Origin of the sequence: Alteromonas algae (genome assembly GCF_049117195.1) — a bacterium.
In the GTDB taxonomy this organism is placed as follows: Bacteria; Pseudomonadota; Gammaproteobacteria; order Enterobacterales; family Alteromonadaceae; genus Alteromonas.
Genome location: NZ_CP185260.1, coordinates 1488987 through 1501224, shown reverse-complemented (window position 1 = coordinate 1501224; position 12238 = coordinate 1488987). Strand labels below are relative to the sequence as shown.

13 protein-coding genes and 7 tRNA genes are annotated in these 12238 nt (G+C 45.0%); 14 read left to right on the top strand and 6 right to left on the bottom strand.

Features of this window, described 5'->3' with window-relative positions; genetic code table 11:
* Positions 1 to 161 precede the first annotated feature (161 nt).
* From ACOJRU_RS06765 to ACOJRU_RS06710, 12 genes are all read left to right on the top strand, one after another.
* Entirely contained in the window at positions 162 to 794 is a 633-nt protein-coding gene (locus ACOJRU_RS06765) for a 50S ribosomal protein L25/general stress protein Ctc (protein ID WP_421134263.1), read from the top strand.
* A gap of 5 nt (positions 795 to 799) precedes the next feature.
* Positions 800 to 1387 carry an aminoacyl-tRNA hydrolase gene (gene pth, locus ACOJRU_RS06760; RefSeq protein ID WP_421134262.1) on the top strand — a complete coding sequence of 196 codons (588 nt, stop codon included), beginning with the start codon at positions 800 to 802 and terminating at the stop codon, positions 1385 to 1387.
* Positions 1388 to 1422: 35 nt separating this feature from the next.
* A complete protein-coding gene (gene ychF / locus ACOJRU_RS06755) occupies positions 1423 to 2514 on the top strand; it encodes a redox-regulated ATPase YchF (protein ID WP_421134261.1) in 1092 nt (363 codons plus the stop codon).
* 112 nt (positions 2515 to 2626) lie between these two features.
* On the top strand, positions 2627 to 3541 hold the full coding sequence (locus tag ACOJRU_RS06750) for a peptidylprolyl isomerase (protein WP_421134260.1): 915 nt from the start codon (positions 2627 to 2629) through the stop codon (positions 3539 to 3541).
* A gap of 171 nt (positions 3542 to 3712) precedes the next feature.
* Positions 3713 to 3789: transfer RNA gene (locus ACOJRU_RS06745), tRNA-Met, on the top strand.
* Between the two features lie 34 nt (positions 3790 to 3823).
* Positions 3824 to 3908 (top strand) — tRNA-Leu (locus ACOJRU_RS06740).
* Between the two features lie 4 nt (positions 3909 to 3912).
* Positions 3913 to 3988, top strand: a tRNA-Gln gene (locus ACOJRU_RS06735).
* A 24-nt stretch (positions 3989 to 4012) separates the two neighbouring features.
* Positions 4013 to 4097: transfer RNA gene (locus ACOJRU_RS06730), tRNA-Leu, on the top strand.
* 4 nt (positions 4098 to 4101) lie between these two features.
* Positions 4102 to 4177: transfer RNA gene (locus tag ACOJRU_RS06725), tRNA-Gln, on the top strand.
* Between the two features lie 50 nt (positions 4178 to 4227).
* Positions 4228 to 4304, top strand: a tRNA-Met gene (locus ACOJRU_RS06720).
* Between the two features lie 114 nt (positions 4305 to 4418).
* A tRNA-Gln gene (locus tag ACOJRU_RS06715) sits at positions 4419 to 4494 on the top strand.
* Positions 4495 to 4732: 238 nt separating this feature from the next.
* A complete protein-coding gene (locus ACOJRU_RS06710) occupies positions 4733 to 6136 on the top strand; it encodes an alanine/glycine:cation symporter family protein (protein WP_421134259.1) in 1404 nt (467 codons plus the stop codon).
* Between the two features lie 67 nt (positions 6137 to 6203).
* On the opposite strand, the gene ACOJRU_RS06705 is transcribed toward ACOJRU_RS06710, so the two are convergent.
* Both ACOJRU_RS06705 and ACOJRU_RS06700 read right to left on the bottom strand, forming a co-directional pair.
* Entirely contained in the window at positions 6204 to 6860 is a 657-nt protein-coding gene (locus ACOJRU_RS06705; protein WP_421134258.1) for a cupin domain-containing protein, read from the bottom strand.
* Positions 6861 to 6944: 84 nt separating this feature from the next.
* The gene (locus ACOJRU_RS06700) at positions 6945 to 7559 is read right to left on the bottom strand and encodes a flavin reductase family protein (RefSeq protein ID WP_421134257.1); all 615 of its coding nucleotides are present in this window, start codon (positions 7557 to 7559) and stop codon (positions 6945 to 6947) included.
* 268 nt (positions 7560 to 7827) lie between these two features.
* On the opposite strand from ACOJRU_RS06700, the gene ACOJRU_RS06695 reads away from it, so the two are divergent.
* On the top strand, positions 7828 to 8730 hold the full coding sequence (locus tag ACOJRU_RS06695) for a DUF917 domain-containing protein (protein WP_421134732.1): 903 nt from the start codon (positions 7828 to 7830) through the stop codon (positions 8728 to 8730).
* A 140-nt stretch (positions 8731 to 8870) separates the two neighbouring features.
* On the opposite strand, the gene ACOJRU_RS06690 is transcribed toward ACOJRU_RS06695, so the two are convergent.
* Both ACOJRU_RS06690 and ACOJRU_RS06685 read right to left on the bottom strand, forming a co-directional pair.
* A complete protein-coding gene (locus ACOJRU_RS06690) occupies positions 8871 to 9047 on the bottom strand; it encodes a hypothetical protein (protein WP_421134256.1) in 177 nt (58 codons plus the stop codon).
* A 230-nt stretch (positions 9048 to 9277) separates the two neighbouring features.
* Positions 9278 to 9829 carry a carboxymuconolactone decarboxylase family protein gene (locus tag ACOJRU_RS06685; protein WP_421134255.1) on the bottom strand — a complete coding sequence of 184 codons (552 nt, stop codon included), beginning with the start codon at positions 9827 to 9829 and terminating at the stop codon, positions 9278 to 9280.
* A 139-nt stretch (positions 9830 to 9968) separates the two neighbouring features.
* On the opposite strand from ACOJRU_RS06685, the gene ACOJRU_RS06680 reads away from it, so the two are divergent.
* On the top strand, positions 9969 to 10568 hold the full coding sequence (locus tag ACOJRU_RS06680) for a TetR/AcrR family transcriptional regulator (protein ID WP_421134254.1): 600 nt from the start codon (positions 9969 to 9971) through the stop codon (positions 10566 to 10568).
* Between the two features lie 57 nt (positions 10569 to 10625).
* Here ACOJRU_RS06680 and ACOJRU_RS06675 read toward each other — a convergent pair whose 3' ends face one another.
* Both ACOJRU_RS06675 and ACOJRU_RS06670 read right to left on the bottom strand, forming a co-directional pair.
* Positions 10626 to 10802 (bottom strand): hypothetical protein, encoded by a 177-nt coding sequence (locus ACOJRU_RS06675; protein ID WP_421134253.1) that lies wholly within the window; start codon positions 10800 to 10802, stop codon positions 10626 to 10628.
* Positions 10790 to 12001: an FAD-dependent monooxygenase gene (locus ACOJRU_RS06670; protein WP_421134252.1), complete on the bottom strand. Its 1212-nt coding sequence runs from the start codon at positions 11999 to 12001 to the stop codon at positions 10790 to 10792. Before ACOJRU_RS06670 ends, ACOJRU_RS06675 begins: the two co-directional genes overlap by 13 nt.
* Positions 12002 to 12238 lie beyond the last annotated feature (237 nt).

The window sequence follows — 12238 nt, the reverse complement described above, 5'->3', positions numbered from 1 at the left end:
CCTTTCAATTGTAACTTACGGGGTGCAGTGGTAGAATTCGCCGCCCTTGAATTTCGGGCTGTGTAAAGTGCTATCCGCAAGGCTACTCATTTACACGTATTAACCGTAGGTTTTGGTCGCAAAAACCTACCCCATAACTTTTATAATTTTGGAGACATTCAATGTCTGATGCAATTTTTAACCTAGACGCTTCTGCTCGCACAGACCTAGGGAAAGGTGCGAGCCGCCGCCTACGTCGCGAAGACAAAGTGCCTGGTATCATCTACGGTGGTGAAGAAGCACCTGCTTCTATCATGCTAGCGCATAACAAACTTATCCAAGCTTCTGAGTTTGAAGCTTTCTACTCACACGTTCTTACTTTGAACGTTGACGGAAAAGCAACAGAAGTATTGGTTAAAGACATGCAACGTCACCCGTACAAGCCAAAGATCATGCACATCGATTTCCAACGTGTTATCGCTGGTCAAGACGTACACACTAACGTACCTCTTCACTTCGTAAACGAAGAAGCATCTGCAGCTGTTAAAGCTGGCGGGATTGCTGAGCACCACGTAACTGAAATCGAAGTTACTTGCCCAGCGAAAGATCTTCCAGAGTTTATCGAAGTAGATATGGCTGCAGTTGAAATGGGTCAAACACTTCACTTGTCTGACCTAACGCTACCAGCTGGTGTTACTTCTGTTGAGCTTGGAAAAGACGGCGAAGCACACAACCTTGCTGTAGTAACTGTTAAGCCTGCCCCAAAAGCAGCTGAATCAGAAGAAGACGGCGAAGAAGAAGCTCCAGAGGCATAATCCTCTTGGCTGACATTCGCCTAATCGTGGGCCTGGGTAATCCAGGCCCCGAATATGACAATACCCGACACAATGCCGGTGAATGGTTTCTTAACCATCTTGCCGATGCCTATAACGCCCCCCTAAAATCAGAATCTAAGTTCTTTGGTAAAACAGCACGCATTACCATTGCGGGTAAAGACGTACGTTTGTTATATCCAACTACCTTTATGAACAAAAGTGGTCAAGGTGTAGCAGCACTTGCTAATTTTTATCGCATAGAACCAGAACAAATATTAGTGGCATTTGACGAACTCGATTTACCCCCTGGCGTAGCAAAATACAAAGTGGGTGGCAGTTCAAGTCAAAATGGCGTTCGCGATATTGTGGCTAGATTGGGTAACAATAAGAATTTTTTACGCTTGCGTATTGGTATCGGTCACCCAGGGCATAAGAGCCGTGTGACTGGTCATGTACTCGGTAAACCACCCGCTGACGAAAAAGCCGCTATTGATAGCGCGATAGACGAAGCCGTTCGGTGTACTGAAATTCTGCTTAAAGAAGACCTTAAGCAAGCGCAAAACCGACTGCACGCCCACAAAGCGTCAGTTTAAGCCAGATATAACTTTTCCAAACAAGGGTCCATAACATGGGTTTTAAATGCGGCATTGTTGGCCTACCAAACGTAGGTAAATCAACACTTTTTAATGCATTAACAAAAGCAGGTATTGAAGCGGCTAACTTCCCGTTTTGTACTATCGAGCCAAACACCGGTGTTGTGCCTGTGCCTGATCTTCGCTTGGACAAGTTGGCTGAAATCGTAAAACCGCAGCGAGTCATTCCTACCACAATGGAATTCGTAGATATCGCTGGACTTGTTGAAGGCGCTTCGAAAGGTGAAGGCTTGGGCAACAAGTTTTTGGCAAACATTCGCGAGACTGACGCTATTGGTCATGTTGTTCGCTGCTTTGACGACGAAAACATTGTTCACGTTTCAGGTCGAGTAAGCCCAAAAGACGATATCGATGTTATTAACACCGAGTTGGCGCTTTCAGACTTAGAAACCACAGAAAAAGCATTACACCGTATTGCCAAACGTGCAAAAGGCGGTGATAGCGAAGCAAAGTACGAACTAAAAGTTCTGGAAAAAATTAAACCGCACCTAGATGAGGGTTTATTACTTCGTTCATTGTCGCTTACCAAAGAAGAATTAGACGCCATTAGCTACATGAACATGCTTACGTTAAAACCAACCATGTATGTGGCTAACGTTAATGAAGATGGGTTTGAAAACAACCCTTATCTTGACGAAGTTCGCGAAATTGCTGCTGGCGAAAATGCGGTCGTTGTCGCTGTATGTGCTGCTATCGAATCTGATATTGCCGAACTTGAAGACGATGAACGTGAAGAATTCATGCAGGATATGGGCTTAGAAGAGCCAGGCCTTAACCGCGTTATTCGCTCGGGTTATAATTTGTTGACACTTCAAACGTATTTTACTGCGGGCGTAAAAGAAGTGCGAGCATGGACCTTCCCTGAAGGCTCAACGGCCCCACAAGCAGCAGGTAAAATTCACACCGACTTTGAAAAGGGCTTTATCCGTGCTGAAATCGTTGGCTACGATAATTTCGTAGAATTTAACGGTGAACAAGGTGCTAAAGACGCAGGCAAATGGCGTTTAGAAGGTAAAGACTATATCGTTAAAGACGGTGACGTTATTCACTTCAGATTTAACGTGTAAGGTTTTATCACCACATTACTTTTTTAAAGCCGCTTAATAGCGGCTTTTTTATTTGTGATTGCATATAAAGTACTGCTATAACAAACGCATACTTTTAATGCAGAGCACACTAATGTCGACTTTTTCTCTTTTAATTAAAACGCCTTATTTCTTCGCGATACAATGTTTACTGTTCACATTTGCATGCACAACGCCCTCTTTAGCGGTTTATGCCAGTGAACCTACTTCCCCCTTGGCACACTCAAGTGATTGGTATCCCGTTCCTGCAGAACATCTTGTGACTATCGACACTCACTATGGTGACGTTGTTATTGCGCTTCACCCATCACTTGCCCCGCAACATGTTGCTAGATTTACGTCACTGGTAAACGCGGGGTTTTATAATGATCAATACTTCTACAGAGTGGTCGAAGGCTTTGTAGCGCAAGCAGGCAGTAATGATACCCACGATACAGCTGCGTTTCCTCCGTCCTTGTTATCACCGCTAAAGGCAGAGTTTACGGTTAAAAATAAAGGTGATGTTGACCTTGTTGAAGCCAATGATATGTTTGCACCTGAAACCGGCTTTCTTGATGGGTTTGCGGTTGGTGTAGATAATACACGCAACGAAATGTGGGGGTTACACTGCCCAGGCACGGTCGCATTTGCAAGAAACAGCGAAAAAGACACTGCCAGCACCGAGTTATATATAGTTATTGGGCAAGCGCCTCGCCATTTAGACCGGAACATGTCTGTGATAGGTCGTGTGGTAGAAGGAATGACCGTTTTACAACAGCTACCTAGGGGTAATGTTGAAAATGGTGGCGTTATAACAGCACTTAGCGATAGTAGCAAAATACGTAATGTTTCCGTTGGAGCACGCGGCGAGATACATTACTTCATTCAACGTCCCTCTCACGAAGAATATCAAACCAGAACGGCAACAGGCCGGCATTTAGAAAACCCGTTTTTTCACGATAAAACATATGCACCACGGCCGATAGATGTATGTTATTACCAAACTAAAACGACCACATCTCGCTGGTAACGTCAGCACGTAACGCCCATATTCTGCTTAAATTCTCGGCGTTTTGAATGTAAATCGTGCCCCAACGCACACATATTGAGCATTTAAAAAAACTTAGCAAAAAAGGGGTTGACGGTAGGCGGTCATATACGCATAATACGCGCCACTTCCTGAGAGGGAAGAGAAATGAAAGGCTACGTAGCTCAGTTGGTTAGAGCACATCACTCATAATGATGGGGTCGCAAGTTCGAATCTCGCCGTAGCCACCAATTCTCATATTCTCTGTTAGGAGTGTCTAGCTGCGCGGGAGTGGTGGAATTGGTAGACACGCTGGATTTAGGTTCCAGTGCTTCACGGCGTGAGAGTTCAAGTCTCTCCTTCCGCACCATTGTTGGGGTATAGCCAAGTTGGTAAGGCAGCGGGTTTTGATCCCGCCATTCGTAGGTTCGAGTCCTGCTACCCCAGCCAATAATGTTTACAGCTAGTGTCTATGCGGGAGTGGTGGAATTGGTAGACACGCTGGATTTAGGTTCCAGTGCTTCACGGCGTGAGAGTTCAAGTCTCTCCTTCCGCACCAAAATTGGGGTATAGCCAAGTTGGTAAGGCAGCGGGTTTTGATCCCGCCATTCGTAGGTTCGAGTCCTGCTACCCCAGCCATATTCTAAGAAACCGCTCAATTGGGCGGTTTTTTGCTGAATATGCACTTAGGCTACGTAGCTCAGTTGGTTAGAGCACATCACTCATAATGATGGGGTCGCAAGTTCGAATCTCGCCGTAGCCACCATCCTTTTCGTTAGGTTAAGACGCCTTGCTTTGAAAGCATACATCGGTGTTCATTAACGTATCGTTTCTGCGCTGTTTATAGTTTTAGCGCTGTGCATCGTTTGCACATTACCATTGGGGTATAGCCAAGTTGGTAAGGCAGCGGGTTTTGATCCCGCCATTCGTAGGTTCGAGTCCTGCTACCCCAGCCATATTCAAAAAACCGCTCACCTGAGCGGTTTTTTATTATCTCATAGAACCATCACACCGTTTCTATAGCCTTATTACCTAAGTCATTATTAATGGTAATAGTACGGCCTATTTTTCTTACCCACTTCTATTTTCACTCATGCTACTATTGCAAGTAAGGCATTTGGGCTCATGATTTGAAACCGCGTTTCAAACTTAACTTTTAACATGCTCAATGACAATAACAATGAAGGAAAGTGCGTGATAAACGAATTCGTTTCGGCGGTAAATAACGTCTTGTGGGGCGACGGACAAGTATTAATTGTAATGCTATTGGCCTGTGGTATCTGGTTTACCGTAAAACTAGGTGGTGTGCAGTTGCGCCACTTCGGCCATATGTTTTCTTTACTAAAAGGAAGCACAACGGCAACAAAGGAAGGTATAAGTTCTTTTCAAGCGTTATGTACTAGTTTATCAGCACGAGTAGGCACGGGAAACTTAGCCGGTGTGGCAGTTGCCATTTCACTCGGAGGCTCTGGTGCTATTTTTTGGATGTGGATGATAGCGCTTTTAGGTATGGCAACCGGCTTTGCTGAAAGTGTGCTTGGTCAGTTGTATAAAGTCAAAGACGAGAATGGTGAGTTTCGTGGTGGTCCCGCCTACTACATAAAACAAGGTTTGAATAAAACCTGGTTAGCGGTCGCCTTTTCATTATGCCTTTTCTTTGGGTACGGTTTCGTATTCAGTGCCGTACAAGCCAATACTATCACCGACGCACTCAATAACGCATACGCATTCCCCAGTGAGTATGTAGGTGTAGCGATTATCGTTTTAGCAGCACTAATCGTCGTTGGTGGTTTACGCGGTATTGCACGGTTTGCTGAATATGTGGTGCCTTTCATGGGCATAGGCTACGTGCTCGTTGCACTGGCTATAACCTTTATGAACATTTCAGAACTACCGGCTATGTTACTCGACATTATTAAATCAGCATTTGGCTTACAAGAAGCCGGTGCTGGCGCCCTAGGGGCGGCCATTAAAAATGGTATACAACGAGGGCTTTACTCGAACGAAGCGGGAAGTGGCTCGGTGCCGCATGCGGCGGCAAGCGCTGTACCTAATCCCAACCATCCAGTGTCTCAAGGGTATATTCAAATGTTAGGCGTGTTCTTAGACACCATGGTGTTATGTACGTCTACTGCTTTTATTATTCTACTCGCTGGCGGGTCTAGCTCTGACCAGATGGAGGGGATTCGCTTAACTCAAGATGCGATGAGTAGCCATTTAGGTGAAGGCGGTACCGATTTTGTTGCGGCGGCAATTAGCTTGTTTGCCTTTACATCGGTGGTAGCAAATTATGCCTATGGTGAAAGTAACCTTCATATGTTTAAACTTGATAATCGAGCAGGTCGAGCAGCCTACACTATTGGCTACTTGGGTATGATCTACTGGGGCGCGCAAGCCGCCCTTCCTCAAGTATGGGCTATGGCTGATATGGCATTAGGCCTAATGACGGTCATCAATATTACGGCAATTGTATGGATGACACCGACCATCGTTTCAATCAGTAAAGATTACTTTAAGAAGAAAGACAGCGGTGAAGAGGTGACCTACAAAGCAGGCGACTGTGATATTCAAGGAAAATCTGAAGACAACATTTGGTAGCACCGCTACGTAATAAAAAAGGGCTTCTATTGAAGCCCTTTTTTGCTTTTAGCACGAGTGGCGTTACTCATAATGCCACAGGCAAATGGCCCGTTTTAACGATGATAACGGTTTCTTCATCAACGAAGGGATGATGCTGACTCATATGGGGGTTACGTAACCATGTACCTTTAGGGTAACTTCCATGCTCGTCTTTAAACGTGCCAGATAGCACGAATATTTCTTCCCCACCGAAATGGCGGTGAGGCTTGAATATTTCCCCAACTGGCCACTTAACAAGTGCGATATGCTCATGCTCAAAGTTATGCAACGGCATCACCTGCAAGCCACCCTGCCCCTGCAACCATGGCGTTGTATTCGTATTAACACGCACTTCTTTTAGGTCTCGAGTATCAAACTGGTTCAGCTTTACCAGAATAACGCAGCCCTCTTTACTGAAGGGGCTGTGTTTACTCCCCGGCGGGTTTCGAATATATGACCCTGCCGGATAGTCTCCATGTTCGTCAGAAAACACGCCTTCCAGAACAAAAATTTCTTCCCCGAGAGGATGACTGTGTTCTTTAAAACTAGCACCCGCTTCATAGTTAACTACGCTAGTCGTGTGGCCTGACTCTTTTGCTTCACGCTCTAGCGGTTTGCGCCATACCATGCTTGACGGAGAAGCTACCCATTCGACATCACCAGTGTTAATAACTACTCGTTCGTCAAAATTCATGTTCAACATTTATGTACCTATTTGCATCTCTGTTTTTGGTAAAAGATAGTCGCGGTATCAATAAAAGCCGCTTCATTTAATTCAAATAACGGCTTACGGCCTTAATAATTCAAACGCGTTGTTTTCATCAACGGTGTAATAGTCTCCCGCACCACCACCGCGCATTACCGGTTCGCCGAGTAATGTTTTGTAGACGCCATCTACAATTAAGGTTTTATCAATATGAACGCCCACCACTTCACCCATTACAAACCAGCTTTCGCAAGGCGTACCATTGGCACCTTTTAGCTGAACAATATCCGTAACCTTGCATTCAAAGCTGACTGGACTAGTTTTAACGCGAGGTACATCAATAATCTTCGATGGTGCCGTTTCAAGTCCAGATTCAAGAAACTCACTTTGTTCGGGTGGTAAAGGCGCACTGGTTTCATTCATTGCATTGACCAACGGCTTAGACACTAGATTCCAACAAAACTCGCCAGTCTCTTGTGCGTTGCGCAACGAATCTTTTGCCCCTACGCTTGAAAAACCAATAATAGGCGGTGTGTAGTTTAGCGCGTTAAAAAAACTATAAGGCGCGATATTTAATACCCCCTCGGCACTTTTTGACGATATCCAGCCAATTGGGCGCGGGGCAATGATGGCGTTAAACGGGTCATGCGCTAGACCATGTCCTAATGCTGGCTGATAAAAATGCGTGGTCGACAAAATTTTTCCTTAACGTTTATGCACGTATTCCAACGCACTACTAAACCGTTCAATAGCGCGTTAACAACATTGAGAAATACATTATATATCTGATAATACTTATACGTAGTTTTATCGTTCTCGGACTTGCACTCTACTCATTTCAATTGGGCTCAGAAGGTCGTTAACACGGTTTTTCATGTACTAAGCAATGTACAAATACCTTCCTACTCTATCCAATTTAGCTTTTCTAATGGGTAGCCCAAATACCATTTAGTACGTTCTAGCACTGGGCGCACCTACGGTAAGCCTAGAACTTCTCCCTTCTATTGAAGAGGCAAGCGAAACACTTCATGCGTTTCAATCCCACACTAATAGAAAAGTTGACGTTATTGCGTCGTTTGAAATTGGAGGGGGCAACTCACTGCTTCCACTCGTTGCTGCGGCTGGAGCAGGACTGCCTATGGTAGATGGCGACGGAATGGGCCGCGCGCTCCCTGAAGCACAAATGATGACCTATGCTATTGCGGGCGCTAAACCTACCCCGGCAGTTGCACGCGATTATGCTGGAAATATAGCGACGTTTTCGACCTCAGACACCCTTACCTACGAGCGTCACATACGAAGCTTTTCGATGGCAGCAGGAGGCATGATTACCGCCGCTGAACACCCAATGTCAGGCAAATTTATCAAGTCTGCAATCATTCCCGACACCATTTCGTTTGCCGTTACATTAGGCAATATACTTAATCGGCATCGCGGCCATGTGAAGCAAATGATGCCACATCTTAATGCCTGCTTCGAAAAATCAGTATACGGCGCCTGCGCACTGCTTTATCAGGGCAAAGTGACCGACAAACAAATGAAGCTTGTTGGAGGCTATGACGTTGGCGAATTAACTATCGTAGGCTTCAACAACGAAGTACCGCTTACCATCAACATCAAGAATGAATACTTGGTTGCCAAACAAAATGACGACGTGCTGGCCTCGGTGCCCGACCTCATTGTTCTGGTCGATATTGAAACCAGTGAACCCATCAATGCTGAGCGAATAAAATATGGCCAGCGGGTTGGCGTTATCGCTGTTGAGTGTCCAGCCTTTTACAAAACTGCACGCGCGTTAAGCGCAGTTTCGCCTAAAGTGTTTGGATTCGATTTTGATTACGTATCACTCTCTAAGAGGCTGGATTGAGCGCATGCGCTTATTTTGCTTTGGCTTTTTTTAATTTCTTTTTCAGCTTTTTAAGCTTATTTTCTTGCTTCGAAATTTTCGCTTTTGTTGCTTTTATGTCTTTTTTCAGTGCTTTCTTTTTCGACATGGTTTTTTCCTTTTCACTTGTTGTTGTGGTTTTCATTTACGAAGTCACGAATAAAACGCCTTATCTCGCGCGCGGCAGAGGTATCGAGTGTTTCACATAAGTCGATAAACTGTGCTCGCTCTTCGTCATTTATCCGAATAATTAGCTGGCTGTTTTTCTTTTTTTTGTTATTTTTTTCTTTTGTTTTCACGATTACGGCTGACTCAATTCCTTATTATCTGCTAAGAAACATATAGCAAATGTATATACATTTCAACTGTCCGCACTTTCTGTTGTACTGCGCTCGCCGTTTGAGATCACACGTAAGGGTTTAAGTCAGATTTACGCTTTAGCAGCTAGAAAGAAAAAAAGCGCCTACTGGCGCTTTTTTTGGAAAACCTGCACGCGGTATTAACGTTGCGTGCAATATAACTGTCTACGCTATTTAGGCTGCCAATCAAATGCTTTAAACGGCGCATCCACTGGCGTGTCAGCCACATGATTGGTGTAATTACTCATCACTTTTTGAGCCAGTATCAAAATAATTTCCAATAGCTGTTGATGACCATAGCCTGCTTCGTAAAATGCACTCACGTCTTGCTCGCTAATGTGGCCTCGACCGCGCGTTACGGCAAGCACCGTTTGTTTAAGTGTATTTAGTTTTGAATCAGACAATGTTTCGTCATTTCTAAGTGCTTCAATAAGTGAGTCACTCACCTTCATACTTTTTGCAATACCAGTATGGGCAGGTACGCAGTAATGACACGCATGCTCGACGTTCACTGTTTGCCATACAACCGTTAGCTCATCTGCATTAAACGATGTCTTTTGGGCTAAATCGTGCAGCACTTGATACCCTTCAAGAAGCGTAGGCGCCTCAGCCATCACCGCATGCAAATTAGGAAGCATGCCGAACGCGCTTACCGAATTGTCGATAAGCGGCTTTGCTGCTTCTGGCGCGGTTTCCTTTGTGTGTAATGTAAAATCACTCATGTCTTGCTCCTAACATTAATTTAATGGCGAGTAGCGTTTACTCGTTACGATTTGTATTTAAATAATAGGTTTACTTGAACGATCGTTCAAGCGATAATTGAACACTTGTTCAAATCAACAATGAATAAGGTATGCTCTGATGACATATGCGCACAACGAAACCATTGAAAAAGCCACCGTACTTTTTTGGAAAAAAGGGTTCCAAGGTGCAGGTATGAGAGATATTCAAGAAGCCCTAGATATGCGCCCCGGTAGTATCTATGCGCGCTTTCAAAGTAAAGAGGGCCTATTCAAACTTGTTGTTGAACATTATGTAGAACAAAGCCAAATCGCATTGCAAGAGGTGGCTGAGTCACCCACTCCGATAGAAGCACTGCGATCGTTTTTTATTGCGTCGTTAATGTGCCAGGGCGATCAACGCTTTATGCGACAATGCTTGTTAGTGAGGTCGGTAACAGAACTAGAACTACTTGGTGGTATGGCAAAAAAAGCGGTCATCGATGGCATGAGCACGCTAAGAGAAAGTTTTGAGAATATCGTAAAACGTGCAGTCGCCCTTAACGCCCTACCTAACGATACGCCCATCGCACGCACTGCAGACTGGCTACAAAATCAATTTGTTGGGTTACGCACATATGCCATATTGCAAAGCGATGATGCGTGCGTTGCAGAGTTGGTAGATAAAGTATTGCTCGACCTTTCTAGGCAGTGGTCAACCCAGCATCACGCATCTGTGTAATACTGAACGGCGTCATTTGACGCACGTCGTTTTCCGCCTGTCGTTGTGGGGTTGGCACTATGAGAACAGCAACCTCAACAACTGGGCAATCAATAAACCCCCCATGAGTGGCCAAATCCACTTTGACCACTTTGCGGTATCTTCTTGGCTTATACGCATTTTTGAACGCTCTATAAGCGGAATAATGATAAACAGTGCACCGAACAATACGGCTAATATTATTAGAACTTCCATTCACGCATTCCTATGGCATATTTCAATACTTCTCTTTTTGCCGGCTCGACATGCTGGGCGATAGAGAGAAGTTGGTTTCTTACCCATTTAATGGGGCCTATGTCATTGCTAAACAAGCCATAAAATGCATCCATTGCCGACATCATCAAGCCGTTATCCCTGCGACGAGGTGCTTCATAGCGCGTTTTTAGGTTTGCATAAAATTGTGTAGAGGAAAGAGTTAGCCCTTCTGACGTTACTGCCAGCAACGCTTCTATATCTCTAAAACCTAAGTTTACGCCCTGCCCCGCCAACGGGTTTATGGTATGCGCAGCATCGCCAATAAGTACAACCCGCCCCGTAACATAATGGCTTGCATGAGCGCGCGTAAGTGGAAACGTTGCTTTGCCACAAATAGTAAACCCATTGTCGCTTTTTAATAACTCATCAGGAAAATTATCGATAACCTGTTGCGCTAATTGCGTATTATTCAAGGCGCTGAGTTGCTTCAGTCTTTCTGGGCTGTCGTACCATACCAGCGAGCCAAAGTTATTAAACATGGGAAGGAACGCCTTCGGTCCATGTGGCGTAAACTGCTGCCAGGTAACGGGTGGAACGGGTTTATCCATCTTTACTGTAATGCCCATCGCTTGCTGCGCATATTGCCATCCTGACGTCCCCACGCCTGCGGACTGCCGAACCTGAGACATTGCACCGTCTGCACCAATAAGCCAGCGCGCTTCAACAACATCATCGTTTTCAAGCGTTACGGTAACTTTTTTGGTTTCATCACGCTCTTGTTCAAGCGGCAACGCAATATGTGATATTTTTGATGAGGTAATGCGTGTCACGTTCTTGTAGCTAGCGAGCGCTTCGTGGCAGCCTAACTGCAACACTCTATTTTCGACAAAAAAGCCCAGTTGATGAACCTCAATGCTTTCGGCAGTAAAATCAGTGCGATGATTAGGGTCATCCCACACGCTTAACCCCGTATAAGGCTTCACACGCATCGCGGTAATAAATGGCCATGCACCAAGCGCTTTTAACAGCGTCACCGAGGCATCGCTTATTGCTGACACACGCAAATCTGGCCCATCTTCATGACGGTAAGGTGCTGGCATAGCAGGCTCGATTATTGCCACCTGATAATTTTGCTGAGCAAGACCAAGCGCCAATGTTGCCCCCACCATTCCACCGCCATTAATACAAAAATCGTACATTCGTTCTCCTCTACGCACCGTTGCATTATGTCGCAAATGTCCATGTCATTGAAACAAAAACGTGACAGAGGGCTGCGCTGGATCAAAATACCTCAGATATTAACCTAAACCTATTGAATCGTTGGCAGTCTGTATACTGATAGAACTGCAAAGATTAAATAGCAGGCAATCTGGCGAATCCACTGGGAAATTGGGTGGAGAACAGGTAAAATATGCGGCTATTTTGAACATCATCCT

What these genes read in the sequence shown, in the direction of transcription:
- ychF (WP_421134261.1), top strand. Translation starts at nt 1,423, where the DNA reads ATGGGTTTTAAATGCGGCATTGTTGGCCTACCAAACGTAGGTAAATCA.
- ACOJRU_RS06670 (WP_421134252.1), bottom strand. Translation starts at nt 12,001, where the DNA reads ATGTACGATTTTTGTATTAATGGCGGTGGAATGGTGGGGGCAACATTG.
- ACOJRU_RS06705 (WP_421134258.1), bottom strand. Translation starts at nt 6,860, where the DNA reads ATGTTGAACATGAATTTTGACGAACGAGTAGTTATTAACACTGGTGAT.
- ACOJRU_RS06765 (WP_421134263.1), top strand. Translation starts at nt 162, where the DNA reads ATGTCTGATGCAATTTTTAACCTAGACGCTTCTGCTCGCACAGACCTA.
- ACOJRU_RS06675 (WP_421134253.1), bottom strand. Translation starts at nt 10,802, where the DNA reads ATGGAAGTTCTAATAATATTAGCCGTATTGTTCGGTGCACTGTTTATC.
- ACOJRU_RS06750 (WP_421134260.1), top strand. Translation starts at nt 2,627, where the DNA reads ATGTCGACTTTTTCTCTTTTAATTAAAACGCCTTATTTCTTCGCGATA.
- ACOJRU_RS06685 (WP_421134255.1), bottom strand. Translation starts at nt 9,829, where the DNA reads ATGAGTGATTTTACATTACACACAAAGGAAACCGCGCCAGAAGCAGCA.
- ACOJRU_RS06680 (WP_421134254.1), top strand. Translation starts at nt 9,969, where the DNA reads ATGACATATGCGCACAACGAAACCATTGAAAAAGCCACCGTACTTTTT.